General features: G+C 63.5%; 16 protein-coding genes. 12 read left to right on the forward strand and 4 right to left on the reverse strand.

The genetic code is table 11. The annotated features are described in order from the left end of the window. Positions 1–432: 432 nt before the first annotated feature. Together pgi and AC3WVQ_RS00600 are read right to left on the reverse strand one after the other, a co-directional pair. Positions 433–2058, reverse strand: coding sequence for a glucose-6-phosphate isomerase (pgi, locus tag AC3WVQ_RS00595; RefSeq protein WP_034797225.1), 1626 nt, complete (start codon positions 2056–2058; stop codon positions 433–435). Between the two features lie 139 nt (positions 2059–2197). Beyond that, positions 2198–3898: a long-chain fatty acid--CoA ligase gene (locus tag AC3WVQ_RS00600; RefSeq protein ID WP_060522360.1), complete on the reverse strand. Its 1701-nt coding sequence runs from the start codon at positions 3896–3898 to the stop codon at positions 2198–2200. Between the two features lie 336 nt (positions 3899–4234). Here AC3WVQ_RS00600 and AC3WVQ_RS00605 point away from each other — a divergent pair, with 336 nt between their 5' ends. The 8 genes from AC3WVQ_RS00605 to AC3WVQ_RS00640 all read left to right on the forward strand — a co-directional run bounded on the left by AC3WVQ_RS00605 (position 4235) and on the right by AC3WVQ_RS00640 (position 15200). Then, positions 4235–5470, forward strand: coding sequence for an MFS transporter (locus AC3WVQ_RS00605; protein WP_060581841.1), 1236 nt, complete (start codon positions 4235–4237; stop codon positions 5468–5470). 188 nt (positions 5471–5658) lie between these two features. After that, positions 5659–6819 carry an AI-2E family transporter gene (locus AC3WVQ_RS00610; RefSeq protein ID WP_034797607.1) on the forward strand — a complete coding sequence of 387 codons (1161 nt, stop codon included), beginning with the start codon at positions 5659–5661 and terminating at the stop codon, positions 6817–6819. Positions 6820–7146: 327 nt separating this feature from the next. Beyond that, complete coding sequence (gene kdpF, locus AC3WVQ_RS00615) at positions 7147–7233, forward strand: K(+)-transporting ATPase subunit F (protein ID WP_060522357.1); 87 nt, start codon at positions 7147–7149, stop codon at positions 7231–7233. Positions 7234–7319: 86 nt separating this feature from the next. Beyond that, entirely contained in the window at positions 7320–9029 is a 1710-nt protein-coding gene (gene kdpA / locus AC3WVQ_RS00620) for a potassium-transporting ATPase subunit KdpA (RefSeq protein ID WP_060522356.1), read from the forward strand. A 13-nt stretch (positions 9030–9042) separates the two neighbouring features. Next, positions 9043–11160 (forward strand): potassium-transporting ATPase subunit KdpB, encoded by a 2118-nt coding sequence (kdpB, locus tag AC3WVQ_RS00625; RefSeq protein ID WP_110818535.1) that lies wholly within the window; start codon positions 9043–9045, stop codon positions 11158–11160. A 2-nt stretch (positions 11161–11162) separates the two neighbouring features. After that, positions 11163–11732: a potassium-transporting ATPase subunit KdpC gene (gene kdpC, locus AC3WVQ_RS00630; RefSeq protein ID WP_060581843.1), complete on the forward strand. Its 570-nt coding sequence runs from the start codon at positions 11163–11165 to the stop codon at positions 11730–11732. 82 nt (positions 11733–11814) lie between these two features. Beyond that, on the forward strand, positions 11815–14511 hold the full coding sequence (locus tag AC3WVQ_RS00635; protein ID WP_090295039.1) for a DUF4118 domain-containing protein: 2697 nt from the start codon (positions 11815–11817) through the stop codon (positions 14509–14511). After that, entirely contained in the window at positions 14508–15200 is a 693-nt protein-coding gene (locus AC3WVQ_RS00640) for a response regulator (RefSeq protein WP_090295038.1), read from the forward strand. The genes AC3WVQ_RS00635 and AC3WVQ_RS00640 overlap by 4 nt, the downstream gene beginning before the upstream one ends. A 20-nt stretch (positions 15201–15220) precedes the next feature. On the opposite strand, the gene AC3WVQ_RS00645 is transcribed toward AC3WVQ_RS00640, so the two are convergent. Both AC3WVQ_RS00645 and ampC read right to left on the reverse strand, forming a co-directional pair. Continuing rightward, positions 15221–16435 (reverse strand): alpha/beta hydrolase, encoded by a 1215-nt coding sequence (locus AC3WVQ_RS00645; protein WP_051659371.1) that lies wholly within the window; start codon positions 16433–16435, stop codon positions 15221–15223. A gap of 248 nt (positions 16436–16683) precedes the next feature. Beyond that, positions 16684–17856, reverse strand: coding sequence for a class C beta-lactamase (ampC, locus tag AC3WVQ_RS00650; protein WP_060581846.1), 1173 nt, complete (start codon positions 17854–17856; stop codon positions 16684–16686). A 534-nt stretch (positions 17857–18390) separates the two neighbouring features. Here ampC and AC3WVQ_RS00655 point away from each other — a divergent pair. The 4 genes from AC3WVQ_RS00655 (at position 18391) to AC3WVQ_RS00670 (ending at position 21742) form a co-directional block, all read left to right on the forward strand. Then, positions 18391–18642: a YMGG-like glycine zipper-containing protein gene (locus AC3WVQ_RS00655; RefSeq protein ID WP_034797201.1), complete on the forward strand. Its 252-nt coding sequence runs from the start codon at positions 18391–18393 to the stop codon at positions 18640–18642. A 17-nt stretch (positions 18643–18659) separates the two neighbouring features. Further along, positions 18660–19010 (forward strand): EF-hand domain-containing protein, encoded by a 351-nt coding sequence (locus AC3WVQ_RS00660; protein ID WP_090295034.1) that lies wholly within the window; start codon positions 18660–18662, stop codon positions 19008–19010. 396 nt (positions 19011–19406) lie between these two features. Further along, positions 19407–20765 carry a DUF3300 domain-containing protein gene (locus AC3WVQ_RS00665; RefSeq protein ID WP_051659370.1) on the forward strand — a complete coding sequence of 453 codons (1359 nt, stop codon included), beginning with the start codon at positions 19407–19409 and terminating at the stop codon, positions 20763–20765. 20 nt (positions 20766–20785) lie between these two features. Further along, on the forward strand, positions 20786–21742 hold the full coding sequence (locus AC3WVQ_RS00670; RefSeq protein ID WP_089043225.1) for a DUF2950 domain-containing protein: 957 nt from the start codon (positions 20786–20788) through the stop codon (positions 21740–21742). Positions 21743–21746: the final 4 nt, after the last annotated feature.

A 21746-nucleotide genomic window follows, 5' to 3' on the forward strand; every position in this document is an offset into this window, starting at 1 on the left:
GGAGCGCGCCTGCGGAAAGCCAGAGCTATGCGCTCAACGTCCACGCGGGCAGTGTGCCGGCTGCGGCGCTCGGGAGCCGCGTGCCACCGGGAGAAACGCTCTATCTCCTGGCTCTCGCCGAAGCGGATGCCGCGCGTTTGCGGCTGTTGCAGGAAAAGATCGCACGCTCGAAACGGGGCGAGCCTAACCGCGGCAGCCTGTCGGCCGGTTCTCCGGACGTTGCCGAAAGGTCATGGTCAATGCCCGGATGCAGATGGGGTCGGACACGGACTATTTTCCGCTGCTGTTGAAGCTCGATCTGATGGAGGTGCTGAAACCCGGCGCCACGACGTTGCCGGGTTGTGCAAAATCACGAGGCCCGAGGCGCGAAAAGCGCCTCAGGCCTCTATCGTCTTCAGCGGTGCGGTTCCGGGGAGAACCCTGCGGATTTGTTTAATGGGCGGCTTTCAGCAAGGCTGCCACCAGACCCGCCGTCGACGAATCGTGACCTTCGGCGCTTTCCTTACCTTCGACGACGGGAAGCAGGCCGGTCGCCAGCTCCTTGCCGAGCTCGACGCCCCACTGGTCGAAGGAATTGATGTTGAAGAGCGCGCCCTCGACGAAGACGCGGTGCTCGTAAAGCGCGATCAGGCGGCCGAGCGCGAAGGCATCGAGCTGGTCATAGACGATCGTCAGCGACGGGCGATTGCCGGTGAAGACGCGGTGCGGCGCAATCTTGTCGGCCTTGGAATCGGCCATACCCTTGGCGGTCAGCTGCGCCTTGGCTTCCGCGAGCGTGCGGCCCTTCATCAGCGCTTCCGACTGGGCCAGGCAATTGGCGATCAGCAGCTCGTGCTGGTGACGCAGGTTCTTCTCGTGGCCGTTGGCGGCGATCATGAACTCGGCGGGAATGACGTCCGTGCCCTGGTGGATCAGCTGGTAGAAGGCGTGCTGGCCGTTGGTGCCGGGCTCGCCCCAGACGACCGGGCCGGTCGAGTATTCGACCGGCGTGCTCTCAAGCGTCACCGCCTTGCCGTTCGATTCCATATCGAGCTGCTGCAGATAGGCGGGGAAGCGCGACAGGCGCTGGTCATAGGGCAGGATCGCCCGCGACGGGTAGCCGAGCACGTTGCGATGGTAGAAGCCGAGAAGGCCGAGCAGGACCGGTATGTTCTGACGGATCGGTGCGGTGCGGAAATGTTCGTCTATGGCGTGGCCGCCATCGAGGAAGCGGCCGAAATTCTCCTTGCCGACGGCGATCATCAGCGGCAGGCCGATCGCCGACCAGATCGAGTAGCGCCCGCCGACCCAATCCCAGAAGCCGAAGACGCGGGCCTGGTCGATGCCAAAGGCGGCGACCTTGTCGAGCGCGGTCGAAACGGCTGCGAAGTGATGGCCGACGGCAGCCTCGCCGAGCTTATCGGCGATGAAGGCGCGGGCGGTCGCCGCGTTGGTCATCGTCTCGATGGTGGTGAAGGTCTTCGAGGCGATGATGAAGAGCGAGGTTTCCGGATCGATCAGCTTCAGCGTATCGGCGATATGGGCGCCATCGATGTTGGAAACGAAGTGCAGGCGCGGGCCGTCGTGGAAGGGCGCAAGCGCCAACGTCGCCATGACAGGACCGAGGTCCGAGCCGCCGATGCCGATGTTGACGACGTCGGTGATCTTCTTGCCGGTCGCACCTTTCAGCGCGCCCGAGCGGATGCCGTCGGCAAAGGCGCCCATGGCGGCAAGCACGCCGTTGACATCGGGCATCACGTCCTTGCCGTCGACGAGGATCGGGCGGTTGCCGCGGTTGCGCAGCGCCGTGTGCAGCACGGCGCGCTCCTCGGTGATGTTGATGATGTCGCCGCGGAACATGGCGTCCCGCTTCTCCTCGACCTTGGCGGCCCTGGCGACCGCCTCCAGTCCGTCCAGCACCTTGTCGTTGACGGCGCATTTCGAATAGTCGAGCAGCAGGTCGCCGAGCGTGGTGCTGAAACGCGCGAAACGTTCTGCGTCGGCGGCGAAGGCCGCGCGGATATCGGTTGCGTTGGTTTGAGCGGCGGTGGCTTTGAGTTGGTCGACAAGCGCTTTCATCGCGGGGCTCCTTGGTCGGACAGGGGTGTCGGACAATCGCCTGCGTAGCTATTCGCTTTAAGTGGACCAAATCAAGACTGGAAAACCGCCGAGGCGGCGGTTTTCAGGATTTTTTAAATCGTTTGAATTTCGGAGTAGTTTATCCGCGCAGATCCTTGCGCAGGATCTTGCCGACATTGGTCTTCGGCAGTTCGGTGCGGAATTCGACGAAACGCGGACGCTTGTAGTTGGTGAGGTTGGCGGCGCAGTGGCGCTTGACCTCTTCCTCCGTCAGTGCTGCATCCCTCTTGACGACGAAGAGCTTGACCGCTTCGCCGGAATGCTCGTCCGGAATGCCGATCGCCGCGCATTCGAGGATGCCCGGATGGGTCATCGCCACTTCCTCGATCTCGTTCGGGAAAACGTTGAAGCCGGAGACCAGGATCATGTCCTTCTTGCGGTCGACGATCTTGACGAGGCCGTCGGCGTTCATGAAGCCGATGTCACCCGAGCGGAAGAAGCCATCCGGCGAGATCGCCTTGGCGGTCTCGTCCGGCCGCTGCCAGTAGCCGGCCATCACCTGCGGCCCGCGGATGCAGATCTCGCCGACTTCGCCGATCGCCAGCGTATTGCCCTGGTCGTCGCGGATCTCGACGTCGGTGGACGGGATGGGCATGCCGATCGTGCCGGTGAACTCGGTCGCGTCGAGGATGTTGGCTGTTGCCACCGGCGAGGTCTCCGACAGGCCGTAACCTTCGGCGATCGAGCAGCCGGTCATCTGCTTCCAGCGTTCGGCAACCGGGCGCTGGATCGCCATGCCGCCGCCGAAGGTCAACATCAGCGACGAGAAATCGAGCTTCTGGAACTCCGCATTGTTCATCAGCGCGTTGAACAGCGTGTTGAGGCCCGGGAAGATATTGGTGTTGTGCTTGCCGAGTTCCTTGACGAAGCCCGGGATGTCGCGGGGATTGGGGATCAGGATGTTGTTGCCGCCGGTGGCAAGGCCCATCAGCGAATTCACGGTCAGCGCGAAGATATGGTAGAGCGGCAGCGCGCACATGAAGACGAGATTGTCCGGCCGGGTGCGCGAGCGGAACGCCGTCTGGAACCAGATTTCCATCTGCGCCATGTTCGACAAGAGGTTGGAATGGGTCAGCGTCGCGCCCTTCGAGACGCCCGTCGTCCCGCCGGTATATTGCAGGAAGGCGACGTCGCTCGCGGCGATGTTGGGCTTCGTCAGCTTGGCTCGCGCGCCCTTGGAAAGAACGTCCTTGAACGAGAGGTGGCCGGGAATCGACCACGCGGGAACGAGTTTCTTGACGCGGCGGACCACCAGATTGACGATCGCACCCTTCAGGCCCAGCATGTCGCCCATGGTCGCGACGACGACGTGCTTAACCGCGGTCTTGTCGACCACCTGCTGCACGGTGTGCGCGAAGTTTTCCAGAACGAAGATCGCCTTGGCGCCGGAATCGGTGAGCTGGTGCTGCAGTTCGCGCGGCGTGTAGAGCGGGTTGACGTTGACGACGGTAAAGCCGGCCCTGAGGATGCCGTAGACGATCACGGGGTTCTGGAGGATGTTCGGCATCATCACCGCGACGCGGTCGCCCTTGGCGAGGCCGATCGATTGCAGCCAGGCGCCGATCCTGGCGGACTGGGCGTTGAGGTCGGCAAAGGTCAGCGTCTTGCCCATGCAGGTGAAGGCCGGACGGCTCGAATAGCGGGCAACGGCGTGGTCGAAGAATTCGCCGATCGACTTGTAGGGCAGGGGGCCAATTTCGGCGGCTATTCCGGGTGGATAGGATTTCAGCCAGATCTTGCCTGGGCTGATACCCGTCTGTTGTGCGCTGACTTCCGCCATGACCTCTCTCCCTCTGGTCGCCACAGGCTGGCCTGATGCGGCCTGAGAAAATCCCTCCCGATCCTCTCACGCCGATGAGGATGATGCTTTTGCGACACCTCTTCAAGCTGAGATTCGGAATTATATAACTTTGACGTAAACGTCAACTGAGCTTACGGTTAACAGGCTTCTGCGAGCCTTGCGAAAAAGTATGACGAGAACCGCAAAAGCTTTGCCTGCCGCAGGAAAAGCCTGTATTGCATTGCAGCATATCCCCGTTGGTCCAATCCAACATCCGCCGACATATCCCCCAGATTTTTCTCCGGCCGCAAGGCACGGCGACACTGGCCATTGCCCATGAGTGAGCCCATGTGTGACGAAGCCTTCTCCTCTGCCGTCGATCCGCGCCGCGCCCGTGTTTCTGCCGCCGAAGTGGCGCTCGCCGTCGGCGGCTTCGGGATCGGTACCGGCGAGTTTGCGATCATGGGTCTCCTGCCGCAAGTCGCCGAAGACGTATCGGTATCGGTGCCCCAGGCTGGTGCGGTCATCAGCGCCTATGCGCTCGGCGTCGTCGTCGGTGCGCCGCTGATCGCGGTGCTTGCCGCCCGCTTCTCGCGCTTCCGGGTGCTTTTGGTCCTGATGCTGGTTTTTGCCGTCGGCAACTTCGCGAGCGCCGTCGCTCCGGATTTCTACACGCTGATTGCCGCGCGCTTCTTCGCCGGGCTGCCGCATGGCGCCTATTTCGGCGTGGCTGCCCTGGTGGCGGCCGGCCTTGCCGCGCCGAACCAGCGGGCCCGCGCCGTCGGCCGGGTGATGATGGGACTGACCATCGCCACTCTCTTCGGCACGCCGCTCGTCGCCTGGTTCGGCCAGGCGCTCGGCTGGCGCTCCGCGTTTGCCATCGTCGGCGCCATCAGCCTCCTGACCATGGCGCTCACCTTCGCCCACGTACCGCGGGACAAGGGCAACCCGAAGGCGACGCCGCTTCGCGAGCTGGGTGCGCTCGGCAAGCTGCAGGTCTGGCTGATGCTCGGCATCTGCGCCATCGGCTGTGGCGGCATGTTCGCCGTCTTCAGCTACATCACACCGGCGCTGACCGAAGTCGCAGGTGTTTCGCTTGGTAATGTGCCGATCATGCTTTCGGTCTTCGGTGCCGGCATGATCCTCGGCAACATCGTCGGGGCGCGGCTTGCCGACTGGGCGCTGATGCCGGCGATCGGTATCGCCATCGTCTTCAACATCTTTGCCTATGTGCTTTTCTATTTCACCATGGGCAATCCGTGGATCGCCATCGTCAACGTGCTCTTCATCGGCGGTGGCTTTGCCGTCGTCCCGGGCGTGCAGACCCGGCTGATGGATGTCGCCGGCGAGGCCCAGACGCTGGCTGCTGCCCTTAGCCACTCCGCCTTCAATCTCGCCAATGCGCTAGGCGCCTGGCTCGGCGGCGTTTCGATCGCTGCGGGTTATGGCTGGACCTCCACCGGTCTCGTCGGTGCCGTTCTCGGCGTTGCCGGCTTCGGTATCTTTCTCGCCTCAGTCTTCGTCGATCGCGCACAGCCTGCGCGTATGGCTGCAAAACCTGCGGCGGAATGACCGGCTTTATCGAAAGAAAGCCGGGGGCTCTTGAACCCTCCTAAATTTTTCTGTCATGTCCCGCCGCTAGCGTCGGCCACGGCCCTGAAACTACCGTAAAGCAGGGGCAAAGGGGCGGCGCGCGGTGTCAGAGTGGCTGGCAAGGCCGCGGGTTTGCTGTAAGCTCGTCGGAAGACGGAGGATCATTGGTGCAATTGGGTAATCGCGAACGAGAGAATTTCGCCGTGGAGCCACGGCTCCTCGGGCACACTGCCATTTCGCGCCATGCCCTTGTCGGCCCCATGACCGCTGCCCGCTGGATGCTGGTCTTCGTTCTGCTCGCCGGCGTCTATTTCTTCCATGGTTTCGTCGTTCCGGTTCTGGCCGCTGTCGTCATCGGGTTTGCCAGCTGGCCGATCTATCGCCGGCTGCTCGCCGGTGTGAACGGCAACCGGACGCTTGCCGCCACCATCGCGATCGTCTGCGTCATCTCCTTCATCGTCGTGCCGATCTCGATTGCCGCCGTCTATGCGGTCGACGAAGTGCGCGACTGGGTCGTCTGGGCCGTCGAGACCAATGCCAACGGTGCCGTCGTGCCCGCATGGCTGTCGAGCATTCCGATCGCCGGTGTCTGGCTTGGCGAGCAATGGGTCAAGCATATCGGCCATCCGGGCGCGCTCGGCGAACTGGTCCAGCTCGTCAGCGGCTCCAACATCGGCAATATCTACCGCGGCGTTCTGGTCGTCGGTGCCTCGACGTTCCATGCCTTCCTGACGCTGCTGTTCATGCTGATCACGCTGTTCTTCGTCTATCGCGATGGGCAGTCCTTCTCCGGCCAACTCGACAAGCTCGGCGAGCGCATCTTCCCGATGCGCTGGGAACGGCTGTCCCGCGTCGTGCCGCTGACTATCAGCTCGACGGTCACCGGCATGGGCATCATCGCCATCGGCGAAGGCATCGTGCTTGGCGTCGCCTATTGGCTTGCCGGCGTGCCGTCGCCGGTCACGCTCGGCATCATCACCGGCCTGATGGCGCTGATCCCCGGTGGCGCGCCGCTCTGCTTCACGCTGGTCTCGGTCTATCTCGTCGCCAGCGGTTCGCCCATTCATGGCCTGGCGCTGTTCACCTGGGGCACGACCGAACTTTTCATCGTCGACAAGACGCTGCGTCCGCGCCTCGTCGGCGGCCCGATCAAGCTTCCCTTCCTGCCGACCTTCTTCGGCCTCGTGGGCGGCGTGAAGACCATGGGTTTCCTCGGCCTCTTCGTCGGTCCGGTGCTGATGGCGCTGCTCGTTGCGATCTGGCGCGAATGGATGCGCGAAGCCACCACGCCCACCGAAACGAGCGTGAACGAGATTATCAAGGGCTAGGTGCTCTTTTGCCGAACCGGCGGTCGCATGTGGGCGGCCTCGGGATCTCTTCAGCTTGTGGCAGATAGGCCGATACCGGACCGGTCCCGCGCCTATGAAGGTCGCCTCCCGCGCTCCCGAACGGATCTTTGCGGGCGTCTTTATCTTTTCCTTATGCCTCCTTCCGACCATCGCAATCGATAATTGACCCGCTGCGGGCGCAAGATCCGGACTTCAACAGTCCGGAGAATTTGCATGTCCGATGTTCTTTTTCTTGCCGCCGGAATCGGCGGCTTTGTCGTGTTCGCGCTTTATGCGCGCGCGCTGAGCCGGCTTTAGGAGGGCGTCATGTTCGAAGCCCTGCTCGGTCTTGCCGTCGCCGTCGGTCTTGCGGCCTACCTCGTCGTCACCCTCGTTCGCCCGGAACGGTTCTGACCCGGTTGACGGGGATCGAACCCGTTGGCCGTTCGCATCAGCCGGGCGCCTTTGCGCCGTCCGGCCGCCCTTAGCGGAGTAATCTCATGTCTATCATCGGGTGGCTGCAGATCAGCCTCCTCTTCATCGCCGTCCTGATCGTCATCAAGCCGCTGGGGCTTTATATGGCGCGGGTCTTCTCCGGTGAACGCAACGTTTTTTCACCCGTCCTCGGTCCCGTCGAAAGCGGCCTTTATCTTGCCGCCGGTGTCGATCCGAAGAAGGAACAGGGCTGGCTCGCCTACACGATGTCGATGCTCGCCTTCAGCCTCGCCGGCTTTGTCTCGCTCTATGCGATCCTCCGGCTGCAGGCCTACCTGCCGATGAACCCGCAGGGCTTCTCGGGCATGCCGTCCGATCTCGCCTTCAACACGGCGGTCAGCTTCGTCACCAACACCAACTGGCAGAACTACGGTGGCGAAACCACGCTCAGCCATTTCAGCCAGATGGCCGGCCTGACGGTGCATAACTTCGTCTCCGCCGCGACCGGCATCGCCATGGCGCTTGCCGTCACCCGCGCCTTCGCCCGCTCGAACGCCTCGACCGTCGGCAACTTCTGGGTCGATCTCACCCGTTCGACGCTTTACGTGTTGCTGCCGATCGCCGTCGTCATGGCCCTTGCCATGGTCTGGACCGGCTTGCCGCAGACCTTCCACGCCGATCTGTCGGCAACCACGCTCGAAGGCGCCAAGCAGACGATCTCGCTCGGCCCTGTCGCCAGTCAGGAAGCGATCAAGCAGCTCGGCACCAATGGTGGTGGCTTCTTCAACGTCAATGCCGCCCATCCCTTCGAGAACCCGACGGCTTTCTCCAACTATCTCAACATTTTCGCTATGTTGTCGATCTCGGCGGCGCTCGTCTACACGTTTGGCCAGATGGTCGGTAACCGCCGCCAGGGTTGGGCCTTCATCGCCGTCACCGCGATCCTGCTGATCTCAGGCGTTGCGGTCGTCTACTGGGCGGAAGCCCACGGCAACCCGATCCTGACCGCCCTTGGCCTCGATGCCGCCCAGGGCAACATGGAAGGCAAGGAAGTCCGCTTCGGCCAGGCGATGACGGCGCTCTATGCGGCTGTCACCACCGGTCTGTCGGATGGCGGCGTCAACGGCATGCACGGCTCGCTGACGGGCCTCGGCGGTCTCGTGCCGATGTTCCTGATGCAGCTTGGCGAAGTCCTGCCGGGCGGCGTCGGGTCCGGTCTCTACGGCATGGTGGTCTTTGCGATCCTCGCCGTCTTCGTTGCCGGCCTGATGGTCGGCCGCACGCCGGAACTGCTCGGCAAGAAGATCGAATCCCGCGAGATGAAATACGCGATGTTTGCCGTCCTCATTCTGCCGGTGACGATCCTCGGCTTTGCCGCCGTCTCCGCGATGCTGCCCTTTGCCGTCGCAAGCATCGGCACGGCGGGCCCGCACGGCCTGTCTGAAATCCTCTATGCCTTCACGTCGGCGGCCGGCAACAACGGCTCGGCTTTCGGCGGGCTCACCGGCAACACACCCTGGTACAACACGACGCTCGGGTTCGCGATGCTGCTCGGCCGCTTCGCCTATGCGGTTCCGGTCATGGCGATCGCCGGTTCGATCGCGGTGAAGACCCGTGTGCCGGCGTCCAAGGGTACCTTCCCGACCGACACGCCGCTCTTCGTCGGCCTGCTTGTCGGCATCATCCTCATTCTCGGCGGGCTGCAATTCTTCCCGGCGCTCGCGCTCGGTCCCATCGTCGAGCATCTCTCGATGCTTGCCGGTCAGACCTTCTAAAGGAATTCGACACATGTCTTCCAAACCTATCGCACCCAGTCTTCTGGACCCGGCGATCCTGCTGCCGGCGATCAAGGCGGCGTTCATCAAGCTCGACCCGCGCCAGCTCGTGCGCAATCCGGTGATCTTCGTCACCGAAGTGGTCGCAGCCGTGGTCACCGGTCTCTTCGTGCGCGACATCGCCACCGGCACAGGCAGCCCGCTGTTCTCCGGCCAGATCGCCGTCTGGCTGTGGTTCACGGTGCTTTTTGCCACCTTTGCCGAAGCCGTCGCCGAAGGCCGCGGCAAGGCCCAGGCCGACAGCCTGCGCCGCACCAAATCCGAACTGACGGCGCGCAAGCTCGTTGCCGACGAAGGCCGCGAGACCCAGACGATCCCGGCGACATCGCTGAAGGTCGGCGACCTCGTGCTCGTCGAGGCTGGCGAACTGATCCCCGGCGATGGCGAAGTCGTCGAGGGTGTCGCCTCTGTCAACGAGAGCGCCATCACCGGTGAATCGGCGCCCGTCATCCGTGAATCCGGTGGCGACCGCTCGGCCGTCACAGGCGGCACGCAGGTGCTGTCCGACTGGATCAAGATCCGCATCGGCGTGGCACCCGGCGACACTTTCGTCGACCGCATGATCGCGCTGATCGAGGGCGCGCAGCGCCAGAAGACCCCGAACGAGATCGCCCTGTCGATCCTGCTTTCGGGCCTGACGCTGATCTTCCTGGTGGCCGTCGTCACGCTCTGGGGGCTCGCCGGCTATTCCGGTACCGTGCTCTCGGTTACCGTGCTCGCAGCCCTGCTCGTCACCCTGATTCCGACCACGATCGGTGGCCTGCTTTCAGCCATCGGCATCGCCGGCATGGACCGTCTGGTGCGCTTCAATGTCATCGCCACCTCCGGCCGCGCTGTCGAGGCCGCTGGCGACGTCGATACGCTGCTGCTCGACAAGACAGGCACCATCACCTTCGGCAACCGCATGGCGGCCGACTTCATGCCGGTGCCCGGCGTCACCGAGGCCGAGCTTGCCGATGCGGCACTGCTTGCAAGCCTTGCCGACGAAACGCCTGAGGGCCGCTCGATCGCGGCGCTTGCCACCGGTGAATTTGGCCGCCAGACGCCGGATGTGTCGCTGCCCGCGTCCGACAAGGGCGAGGTCCTGGCGCTCGCCGTCGGCGGCGGCGCAAGCCGGGCCGGCGCGACCCGGATCGACGCGGTCATTCCCTTCGCTGCGGAAACGAGGCTTTCGGGCGTGGACTTCGGCGGCCGCCGGCTGCGCAAGGGCGCCGTCGACTCGATCCTGAAGTTCACCGGTATCCGCGACGAGAACGTGCCGAACGAGTTTCGCCGCGCCGTCGACCAGGTGGCCCGCACCGGCGGCACGCCGCTCGCCGTTGCCGATGGTCCGCGCCTGCTCGGCGTCATCCATCTGAAGGATGTGGTGAAGCCCGGCATCAAGGAGCGCTTCGCCGCTCTTCGCGCCATGGGCATCCGCACGGTGATGGTCACCGGCGACAACCCGGTGACCGCGGCCGCCATCGCGTCCGAAGCCGGCGTCGACGACTTCCTTGCCGAAGCCACCCCGGAGGACAAGCTTGGCTATATCCGCAAGGAGCAGCAGGGCGGCCGCCTGATCGCGATGTGCGGCGACGGCACCAACGACGCGCCGGCACTCGCCCAGGCCGATGTCGGCGTCGCCATGCAGACGGGGACCCAGGCCGCCCGCGAGGCCGCCAACATGGTGGACCTCGATTCCAGTCCGACGAAGCTCATCGAGATCGTCGAGATCGGCAAGCAGCTGCTGATGACCCGCGGGTCGCTGACGACGTTTTCGATCGCCAACGACGTGGCCAAGTACTTCGCCATCATCCCGGCGCTGTTCATCACCACCTATCCGGCCCTTGCCACGCTCAACGTCATGGGCCTCGCCTCGCCGCAATCGGCGATCCTCTCGGCGGTGATCTTTAACGCGCTCATCATCGTCGCGCTGATCCCGCTGGCGCTGAAGGGCGTCAAGTACCGGCCGGTCGGTGCGGCTGCCCTTCTGCGCCGCAACTTGGCTGTCTACGGCCTCGGCGGCATTGTCCTGCCCTTTGCCGGCATCAAGCTCGTCGACCTCGCCGTCAACGCACTCAATCTGGTGTAACCATGCTGAACCAACTTCGCCCCGCCATCGTCATGATCGTGCTACTTACCGCGATCACCGGCCTTGCCTATCCCTTTGCGATCACCGGCGCGTCGCAGGTGCTGATGCCCGCGCAGGCAAATGGCAGCCTCATCGAGAAGGACGGTACCCTCATCGGTTCCGCCCTCATCGGCCAGAACTTTACTTCCGACAAATACTTCTGGCCGCGGCCCTCCGCGACCGGTCCGGACGCCTATAACGCGGGGGCTTCGAGCGGCTCCAACCTCGGTACCACCTCGGTCAAGCTCAGGGACCGTGTCGCAGCCGATGTCGAGCGCCTGAAAGCTGCCGGCCTTGCGGGAGAAATTCCGGCGGATGCGGCAACCACGTCAGGTTCCGGGCTCGACCCGCATATCACGCCGGCCTTCGCCGAAGCCCAGGTCGCCCGCGTCGCCAAGGCGCGGGGCTTGAGCCAAGCGGATGTCGCCGCTCTGGTCGCCAAGGCGACGGAGGATCGGCTGTTCGGGGTCGTAGGCGAGCCGCGCGTCAATGTGCTAGAACTCAACCTGGCCCTTGATGCGCCTCGAACCTAGAGCGGGATGCGGAAAAGTGCTTGCGGTATTCCGCCCGCATCCCGCTCTAAGCTATTAGAATCGATCACGCCTGAGATCATGAATGCCCGACAGTGAACGCGACGCCAAAAGTCGCCCGGATCCAGACGCATTGCTGGCGCTTGCCGCGCAGGACCGCCGGGGAAAACTGACCGTATTCCTCGGTGCCGCTCCCGGCGTCGGCAAGACCTATGCGATGTTGTCGCGGGCCCGCCGGCTGAAGGATGACGGTGTCGATATCGTCGTCGGGCTGGTGGAGACGCATGGGCGCAGCGAGACCGCTGCGCTCATTGACGGATTGGAGATACTGCCGCGCCGCGATGTGAACCATCGCGGCCGAATGCTTTCCGAGTTCGACCTGGATGCGGCCCTCGCGCGGCGTCCCCGGATCATCGTCGTCGACGAACTGGCCCACAGCAATCCGGCCGAAAGCCGGCACCCCAAGCGCTATCAGGATGTTGAGGAACTGATCGCCGCCGGCATCGATGTCTGGACGGCGCTCAACATCCAGCATCTCGAAAGCCTCTCGGATATCGTCGCCCAGATCACCGGTGTACCCGTGCGCGAACGGGTGCCGGATACCGTATTGAAGCGCGCTGACGACGTACTACTTGTGGATCTGTCGCCGGCCGAGCTCATCGAGCGGCTGAAGGAGGGCAAGGTTTATCTGCCCGACAGCGCACAGCGCGCCGTCGACCGCTTCTTCCGCCTTGGCAACCTGACGGCACTGCGCGAACTGGCGCTCAGGCGGACAGCCGACCGGGTCGACGACCAGATGGTCGACTATCTCAAGCAGAACGCCATCGAAGGCATCTGGGCAAGCGGCGAGCGGCTGCTCGTCTGCATTGGTTCGGACCCGTTGTCCGAAAAGGTCGTGCGCACGGCAAGCCGGCTCGCCGAAGGATTGAATGCCCCCTGGATCGTCGTCTTCATCGAGCGCGCCGACCGCGAGAGCGGCGATGGCGAAGACGTGCGCCGGCTCGACGAAACCTTCCGTCTTGCCGAACGTCTCGGCGCCGAGACGCGCCGTATTATCGGCAACGACTTCGTCGAGGAAATCCTGAAGCTGGCGCGCCGGGAACACGCGACGCAGATCGTCATCGGCGCGCGCCGCCAGCCGTTCCCGATGCGGCTGTTTCGCCAGTCGCTTCCCGACGCCTTGGCCGAGCGCGTGTCCGGCATCGGCATTCACCTTGTGACCGATCGCGAGACGGTGCCCGTCAAACGGCGAACGAAGATGAAACGGACGCTGCCGCCGGGAAGTGGGCGCGCGATCGGCATCGCCGCCGGGTCGGTCGTCGTCTCGACCGCCGTCGGCCTGCTGCTTGGCCGTTTCGTCGTCCTGCCCAACATCTCGTTGCTTTATCTGCTCGCGGTGCTGGCCTCGGCGACCTATGCCGGTCACATCGCGGCAATCGCGGCAGCACTTTTTTCGGTGCTCGCCTATAACTTCTTCTTCATCAAACCGACCGGCACCTTCACCATCGCCGAGCCGCACGAGGTTTTTGCGCTCGTCGTCTTCCTCGCTGCCGCAGCCCTTGCCGGCAGCCTGGCATCGCGGGTACGGGAGCAGGCAAAGACCGCCCGCCAGCGCGCCGCCGCGACTCAGGCGCTCTATGATTTTTCGCGCAAGCTATCAGGCACCGCCAAGGCCGACGACGTGCTCTGGGCGGCGGTGACGCAGATGCAGTCGACGCTGAAACGCAGTTCAGCGCTGCTTCTGCCTGAGGACGGAGACCTGCAGCTGAAAGCCGCCTGGCCGCCGGACACCGAGCTCGACGTCACCGACATCATGGCGGCGCGTTGGGCGATGGACAAACGCGAGCCGGCCGGCAACGGCACGGGAACCCTGCCGAACAGCCCTTTCCATTTCCGGCCGCTGACGAGCCCGCACGGCGTCGTCGGCGTCTGCGGCTTCGTCCAGGCCGACAAGCCACTGGAGATCAACGAGGAGCGGGCGCTGGCAGCGATCCTCGACCAGACGGCGATCGCCGTCGACCGCGCCCGCCTGTCACGCGAAAGCCTCGACCAGGCCGCAAAGCTCGAGGGCGAGCGCTTCCGCGCTGCCCTTCTTTCATCCATTTCGCATGATCTGAGAACCCCGCTTGCGACCATTACCGGCGCCGTCACCAGCTTGCGCCAGCTCGGTGATCGCATGCCGCCGGAAAGCCGCGACGACCTGTTGCAGTCGATCGAGGAGGAGGGCGGTCGGCTGACGCGCTTTGTCGCCAACCTGCTCGACATGACGCGCATCGAGGCCGGTACCGTCAATGCCAAGCGCGATTGGGTCGATGTCGCCGACGTGGTGCGGGCGGCGGTCGATCGCGCTCGCAAATATTTTCCCGAGCGCGAGATCGAAACCAGCATCGCCCCTGACTTGCCCCTGATGCGGGGCGACAGCGTGCTGCTCGGCCAGGTGCTCTTCAACCTGCTGGACAATGCCAACAAATATGGCGGCGAAGAGCCGATCAGCATCTATGCCCGTACCGACGGCAACGAGATCGTGCTGTCAGTGACCGACCTCGGCAAGGGTATTCCGCCGCGGGACCTCGAGCAGGTCTTCGAGAAATTCTTCCGCCGCGGCAAGGCGGATGGCCGCACTCCGGGAACGGGGCTGGGACTGTCGATCGCCAAGGGCTTCGTCGAAGCGATGGGCGGGCAGATCAAGGCGGAGAGCCCGGCGCTTCGCCGCCGCGGCACGCGCATTTCCATGCGCTTTCCCGCCGCCAAGGCTGAAATCTCCGAAAAGGACCGTGCATGAGCGTGGAGCGTATCCTCGTCGTCGACGACGAGCCCCAGATCCAGCGTTTCCTGAAACCCGCGCTGAGTGCTGCCGGCTATGACGTTCGCGAGGCGATGACCGGCGCCGAGGCGCTGAAGGCGGCGGCGACGATGGCGCCGGATGTCGTCATCCTCGATCTCGGCCTGCCCGATATGGATGGCAAGGAGGTCATCGCCAACCTGCGCGGCTGGTCGCAGGTACCGATCATCATCCTGTCGGCCCGCGACCGGGAAAGCGAAAAGATCGCAGCACTCGATCTCGGCGCCGACGACTACATCGAAAAGCCCTTCGGTATCGGCGAACTGACGGCCCGCATCCGTGCGGCCCTTCGCCACCGGGTGCAGATGGAAGGTGGCCACACGCAGCTTTCCGCCGATGGTGTTTCGATCGACACGATCAAGCGGGTGGTGACGAAGGACGGCGAGCCCGTCCGGCTGACGCCAAAGGAATACGACCTCCTGGTGATGCTGGCGCATCACGCCGGCCGTGTCGTCACCCACAAGACGCTGCTTACCTCGGTCTGGGGCGTCGCGCACGGCGAAGACCTGCATTATCTGCGCGTCTTCATCGGCCAGCTGCGCGGCAAGATCGAGCGCGATCCGGCCGATCCGCAGATCATCCGTACGGAGCCGGGCGTCGGCTATCGCTTCGTCGGTGACGAGGGCTGACGGCAGGCTGCCGCCAAGCCTTACTTTATCTTCACCGGCGTCGGCATGTCGGTCGCCAGCGTGTCTCCGACGACCACCTTCTTCTTCTTTGCCGGCTGCGGGTTTTCGAGGATCGACACAGGCGCCGAGACCGTCACGGCCGCGACGTTGCCGACGTTTCTCGCCGTGCCGGCAACGACCGCGGCAATGCCGGTTCCAACCGAGATATCGGAATCTGTGAGCGTCTGCCCCGTGGCGAGCCGCGTGCCGATGAGCTGGACGATCTCGGGGCTTTCCGCAAACTTTCCGTGGTGCAGGCCGTCCTCAGACTTAACCTTTGTCAGATCGATGGCAGTGATGCCGGCCCTTTCAAGCTGAGTGCGATAAGGCTCTGCCGACGGGTCGATTGCGCCAAGGCGTGAAACGTCGCCCGAGATGAAGCTCGAAAGCGCCAAGGCGCGGTCGTCCTGCGAAACGAAGATGGTGAACTTCGGCCGTTTCTTGCCCATCTCGACAAACTGCTTGGCGAAGACATCGAGATCGATATCGGGCGAGGCGAGGATGACGTTCTCGATCTTGGACGGCACGTTGCCGTCGCGGATGCCCATCTGCCGGAGCGATTCCATCGTCAGCCAGGTACCCATGGAATGGGCGAGGATGGTTATGCTTTTGACCTTCGGCGCGTCGGATAGCTTTTTCAGAATGTCTTCGAGCGCCGTGCGCGAATAGTTCGTGCTTTCCTTGTCGTAGTTGTAGTCGAACACGTTGGCGCGCGAAGGCCAGGTGAAGAGAACCGGCGTTGCCTGGACCTCCGAGTCATGCACGATCTGCGCCAGCCGGTAGACCGAATCCTCGTAGCGATTGTTGAAGCCGTGCACGAAGACGAAGGCATTGCCGCCGACATCGTGCTGCAGGAACCAGGACTTGGCTTCATCGAGCGACTTGAGCTCGTTCACCCGCGTGACGGCGAATTCCTTGGCCGGATCCGGCGGCAGCTTGCGCGGCCATTGCACCGTGCCAGACTTGCGTGCCGTTTCCGGCGGGATCGAAACCGCGACGTCGGTAAGGAAAGTATTGGCGTCGCGCTCGCCGGAAAAGAGCGTTGCCGGATCGCCGGAGGGTTCGCGCGTGGTTGCGACAAGCATGTCGACGGTGGATGCGCCCGGGACCGGAGTGGTGAGTGCGACGGGCGCCATCACACCCTTGGCATGGCCGCCGCAGCCGGCAAGCAGCGTCAGCGCCGCAAGCACGAACATTGTCCGCCCCCTGCCTGCGCCTCCCCGATGTAACGAACCCTGAACTCCCACCCATTCGAACATCGGCATCCCCACATACGCCTGAACTCGACTGCATCTGATCGCGCTTTCGCGAAATGCAGATGACAATACTCGGCGTCAATATGCAAGCAGGCGCTGATTGAAGATTCGCTGCAGAGTTGTTGATGGATGTCGTTTCCCGTGTCGCGGGCTTGCCGCGACACGAAACTGACGCGGGCGATCTGCCGTTACTTCGCCGCCGCTTCCAGCGACTTCAGGATCGCGTGGGCAGCCTTGATCCTCTCGGGGTTCGGGTAGTTGCGGTTGGCAAGCAGCACGATGCCGATCTTCTTCTCCGGTACGAAGGCGACATAGCCGCCGAAGCCGTTGGTGGAGCCGGTCTTGTTGTAGAGCGTCGAGCCATCGGGGCGCTTCGGGGGATCCAATGCCTTGACCGGGTTGCTTTTCAGGGCCATGTCGCGCGAATTGCCGTCGAGCAGCCGCTCCAGCGAAACGGGGTAGGGGTATTGTTCCCAGCCCAGCCCCTGCACCATCTTGCCGCTGTCGAAATATCCGACATGGGTGCCTTCGACCGCCTTGCGGATCGCGCCGTCGAGAAGTTCAGGCTGGATGTTGGTTTCGACGAAGCGGATCATGTCTATCGCCGATGACTTTACGCCATAGGCCTCCGCGTCGAACGTACCGGCGGTGACGCGAATTGGCTTGTCGGCCTTGCCGTAGCCCCAGGCGTAGCTGCCCATCTGGCTATCGGGAACGCGGACATAGCTGTGCTTCAGGCCGAGCTTGGGAAAGATCTCGCTTTCGAGAACCGCGCTGAAGCTGCCGCCCATCGCCAATGCCGCGGTGTGGCCGAAGAGGCCGATGCTCGGGTTGGAATAGCGACGCGTCTTGCCGGGCTTGGCCTCCGGTTTCCATGTGCTGAAATAGCCGACCATGTCGGCGTCGCTCTTGACCGCATCGGGAAACTGCAACGGCAGCCCGCCAGCCGTATAGGTGGCAAGATGCAGGAGGGTCGCCTTGTCGATCGGCGTGCCCGCAAAGGCCGGGATGTACTTGCCGGGATGATCGTCGAAGGAGAGCTTGCCGGTGACCTGCGCATAGGACGCCAGTGTCGCGGCGAAGGCCTTGCTGATCGAGCCCAGTTCAAACAGCGTATTCTCGGTAACCGGTGCGTTCGTTTCCTTGGAAGCGACGCCGTAGTTCAGGAAGTAGTGCCGGCCTTCAACGGTGACGGCGACGGCCATGCCCGGCACCTTGTGTTCGCGCATGATAGGGCGGATCGCCTTGTCCACGGCAGCGGCAATCTGCGCCCGCTCGCCGCCTTCGGCGAAGGCGCTGGACGCCAGGGTCGCAAGGATTGCAGTAGAAAGACCTAATTTAATTGTCGCCATTCTATCCATTCGATGTGTTCTCTCTCGATAGGTATGCTGTCGGTGGCGCGGTGTGGGAGGGTCGCCGGCCACGGTCGGAGATGCTGTGTCGGGTCCGAGCTGGCGCTTTGCCGGCCCATGTCCCGCCAGGCCATGGAGACCCTGCAAGAAGTGCCCAACGGGACGGCAAAGAGCTAGACCGCCCGGCCCGACGGCACAAATGACGATATTTCGAGGGAGACCCTAGAAAATCTAAGGTGAGATGTCGCCGCGCGGGAGACGATTCCAGAGGCCGAAAGGGCGGCGGGGAGGGGCGCCGGCGCCGTGCGCTCTACAAAATCACGCTGTCCGTTGTCATCGGGGGTTCTCGGGCGTAGTATTCGCCGGCAGTTCAAGGCCCTCTTGTTGCCAGACTGCATGTCTAATCCGCGAGCTGCTTCTGATCCAACAGAAGAGTCTCCCCCGATTCCGGGAGAATATTCGGAAGCTTATTTACATCCGACGCCACTCAATGGCGCCTCCGCCGATCTCTATTGCAATCAGACGGCCATATTGGAGGATAAGATGAGCAAGCAGACCATAACTATCGTTCTTGCCGGCGCCCTAGCCTTATCGGGGTGCCAATCGGCCTATATGTCCAAGAGCGGTTCGACCGGCAACGAATTCGGCTGCATTGCCGGAACCGTTGGTGGGGCCATTGTCGGCGGCCTGATCGGCTCGACCATTGGTTCAGGCACCGGTCAGCTATGGGCCGTTGGTGGTGGAGCGACACTCGGCGCTGCTGCCGGCAACGCGCTGACATGCCGCTATTATTGATCGAGGAACAGAGCAGAATGAAGAAAATCGTTCTTATGAGCGTGCTTGCGCTCGGCCAGATCACACCGGCGATCGCGCAGCAAGCTGCGACGATGAACCAGGGACAGATGAGCGCGCTCGACAGCAACAAGGACGGCGCGGTCGAGCGGTCCGAGTACGAGGCCTTCATGGCGAGCGCCTTCGACAATCTCGACAAGAACAAGGACGGAAATCTTACGTCCGACGAGACGAAGCAGGCGCTGAACGCTCAGCAATTTGCCGCCACGGATACCAACAGCGACGGCAAGATCAGCCGGAACGAGTTTCTTGATCGGGTGATGGCGGATTTCAAGACCGCGGATCGAAGCGGCGACGGCAGCCTGAAATGATGCTCGGAGCCGATGCCGACCGCCCTTGATCCGGGACGTTCGCGGCTGGCGGGCACGGGCTTCGGCCCGGCTCTCGCGCAAGCAAAGACGGCGTGCGCGCACGCACGTCCTCATTTTCCGGTTGCAATTGCCGGGCGTTCTGTTTCTCATGTCTAAAATTCACCGGCAGCTGGCCAGCTGGCTGCCGGTGCTCATGCCGCTCTTCCTGATTGTCCCATTCGGCTTTCTGACAAGCGACCAGGTTCTCCACGCAAGCGTGCGGAAGGGGACGTCGATGACAGCGAATGGGAATTCTCGCGATTGCCCCGCCGGCCGCGTATGGCCGGCGCCGTGACGTCCAAGCCGGGGGATCTCCCAGGCTCGTTTGTTGATCGTTGTGCCTGGATAGGAGAGACCATGTTCGACCGACCTCGTTCTTTGCGTGCGCCAACGGTGGCGTTGCTTGCCTTGCTGACGGGTTCGTTTGCGGTGGGCACTGCGCTGGCGCAGGAGCAGGCCGCCGCCCAGGCGGCGACCGAAGAGGCGCCGCAACCGCTCAGCGAAGATGAGCTCGAGGTCCTCGTCGCGCGCATTGCGCTCTACCCCGACGAACTCGTCGCACTCGTGACCTCTGCCTCGCTCTACCCGCTGCAGATCGTCGAGGCCGAGCGCTTCCTCGAGGTTTCGCAGACCAAGAAGGACATGAAGCCGAAGGACAGCTGGGACGGCAGCATCGTCTCGCTTCTGAACTATCCTCAGATCGTAAAGATGATGAGCGACGACCTCGACTGGACCCAGTCGCTCAGCGACGCGCTCGCCTATCAGCAGAAGGACGTGCTCGTCGCCATCCAGCAATTGCGCGACAAGGCCGTCGCCGACGGCGTCATCAAGTCGGACGACAAGGTGGTGGTGAAACAGGAAAACGACAACGTCGTGATCCAGGCCGCCAATCCGGAGAAAATCTACGTCCCCCAATACGAGCCGCAGATGCTCTATGATCCGGGCTATCAGCCGGCCCCGATCGCCTATTATCCCGAGCCCTATCCGAACTACTACTATCCGACGGCGACCTTCTTTGCCGGCGTGGTCACGGGGGCTGCCTTTGCCGCGGTCGTCGACTGGGACGACTGGGGCGTCTGGGGCGGGCGCTGGAACGGCGGCGATGTCGATATCGACTGCAACAATTGCTTCAACAACATCAACGGCAAGGTGAAATTCAACGACGTCGACTGGAAAAATGTCGACCGCAGCAAGATCAGCTTCGACAAGAACCAGTTCGCCAAGATCGATCGCACCTCCATGGAGCGGGACTTCAAGTCGGCGAAAGGCAACAACATCGCCAACCGGGCGAAGGTGGCCCGCACCAACGAGATCGGCGCGGCGGCAAATAGATCCGGTAGCCGGATCTCGGTCGACGATGTCCGCAAGAGCAAGGTCGAGGCGCGCCAGCGGGAAAATCTCGGGCGAACCAACGCAGCTCCTGGCGACCGCAAACCGGGCAACCAGGTCAAGCAGAGACCTCAGGGCGACAAGATCGGCAATGCCAAGCCGGCGGCCCGGGCCGATCGCCAGGTCGCCAAGCCGAAGCCGGGCGGCAAGATCGATCGTGGCGGTGGCGGAAAACCATCCGCCCTTGGTCAGGTCCAGAGCGGACGGGTGACCAAGATGCAGTCGGACCGCGGCCGCCAGGCGCTTGGTGGCGGCCAGCGCGGCGGTGGCCAGCCGCACCGTGAGATCAGGCGTGGTGGTGGCGGCGGCGGCGGACGGCACCGGTAACTCAAGGGAGGAGAACGAAAATGACCAAGCGCGTACATGATCTGCTCCTGTCTTCCTTTGCAGCCGCCGTGCTCGCCAGCGGCTCGGCGACGGTCGCTTCTGCGCAGGATCCCGCGGCGCACACGCCGCTCTCCGACTATGCGGCCGCAAGCGATCCGCCGGCGTTCGACACACCGGAACAGGCAATCGATGCGTTCAAGGCCGCCGTTGGTTCGGGCGATTTCGACAAGCTCGCGAACCTGGTGGGGCTGGATGCGGCCAAGGCCAAGACCAGCGACGGGGTGATGGACGCCTACGCCGATATCCAGGCGGGCGTAAAGAAGAAGGTGGCCGTACAGGACGTCGAAAACCGAAAGGTACTGGAGATCGGCGAAGTGCTCTGGCCCTTCCCGTTCCCGATTGCCAAGGGCGACGACGGAAAATGGGCCTTCGACACCTATACCGGTCTCGAGGAGATCGCCAATCGCCTGGTCGGCCGCAACGAACTCGACACGATCGCGACGGTCCGCGCCTATGTCGAGGCGCAGGAGGAATATGCGCAGGAAGATCATGACGGCGACGGCGTGCTCGAATACGCGCAGAAGCTGATCAGCAGCGAGGGCAAGACCGACGGGCTCTACTGGCCCGCGGGCGAGGGCCAGCCACAGAGTCCCGCGGGTGAAGCGCTCGCCGATGGCGCAGTGCTTGCCAGGGCCCAGGCCGGCAAGGGCTATTTCGGTTATCGCTACCGCGTGCTGACGAGCCAGGGCGACAACATCGCCGGCGGCAAGTTCGACTACATCATCAACGGCAACATGATTGCGGGCTTCGCTCTGGTCGCTTGGCCGGTGAAGTATGGCGCAACGGGCGTCCACACCTTCGTCGTCAACCGCAACGGCACCGTCTACCAGGCCGATCTGGGCGACAAGACCGAGAGCGTTGCTGAAGGGATCCGGCAGTTCAATCCCAACGACAACTGGCAGGTCGTGGAGGATTGAGCGC

Source organism: Ensifer sp. EB106-05-01-XG146 (assembly GCF_058791875.1).

Excerpts from the sequence above, each read along its gene's own strand:
- AC3WVQ_RS00635 (WP_090295039.1), top strand. The coding sequence starts at position 11,815 with ATGCCCGACAGTGAACGCGACGCCAAAAGTCGCCCGGATCCAGACGCA.
- AC3WVQ_RS00660 (WP_090295034.1), top strand. The coding sequence starts at position 18,660 with ATGAAGAAAATCGTTCTTATGAGCGTGCTTGCGCTCGGCCAGATCACA.
- kdpA (WP_060522356.1), top strand. The coding sequence starts at position 7,320 with ATGTCTATCATCGGGTGGCTGCAGATCAGCCTCCTCTTCATCGCCGTC.
- kdpC (WP_060581843.1), top strand. The coding sequence starts at position 11,163 with ATGCTGAACCAACTTCGCCCCGCCATCGTCATGATCGTGCTACTTACC.
- AC3WVQ_RS00655 (WP_034797201.1), top strand. The coding sequence starts at position 18,391 with ATGAGCAAGCAGACCATAACTATCGTTCTTGCCGGCGCCCTAGCCTTA.
- AC3WVQ_RS00600 (WP_060522360.1), bottom strand. The coding sequence starts at position 3,898 with ATGGCGGAAGTCAGCGCACAACAGACGGGTATCAGCCCAGGCAAGATC.
- kdpB (WP_110818535.1), top strand. The coding sequence starts at position 9,043 with ATGTCTTCCAAACCTATCGCACCCAGTCTTCTGGACCCGGCGATCCTG.
- pgi (WP_034797225.1), bottom strand. The coding sequence starts at position 2,058 with ATGAAAGCGCTTGTCGACCAACTCAAAGCCACCGCCGCTCAAACCAAC.
- ampC (WP_060581846.1), bottom strand. The coding sequence starts at position 17,856 with ATGGATAGAATGGCGACAATTAAATTAGGTCTTTCTACTGCAATCCTT.
- AC3WVQ_RS00645 (WP_051659371.1), bottom strand. The coding sequence starts at position 16,435 with ATGTTCGTGCTTGCGGCGCTGACGCTGCTTGCCGGCTGCGGCGGCCAT.
- AC3WVQ_RS00605 (WP_060581841.1), top strand. The coding sequence starts at position 4,235 with ATGAGTGAGCCCATGTGTGACGAAGCCTTCTCCTCTGCCGTCGATCCG.
- AC3WVQ_RS00640 (WP_090295038.1), top strand. The coding sequence starts at position 14,508 with ATGAGCGTGGAGCGTATCCTCGTCGTCGACGACGAGCCCCAGATCCAG.
- AC3WVQ_RS00670 (WP_089043225.1), top strand. The coding sequence starts at position 20,786 with ATGACCAAGCGCGTACATGATCTGCTCCTGTCTTCCTTTGCAGCCGCC.
- AC3WVQ_RS00665 (WP_051659370.1), top strand. The coding sequence starts at position 19,407 with ATGTTCGACCGACCTCGTTCTTTGCGTGCGCCAACGGTGGCGTTGCTT.
- kdpF (WP_060522357.1), top strand. The coding sequence starts at position 7,147 with ATGTTCGAAGCCCTGCTCGGTCTTGCCGTCGCCGTCGGTCTTGCGGCC.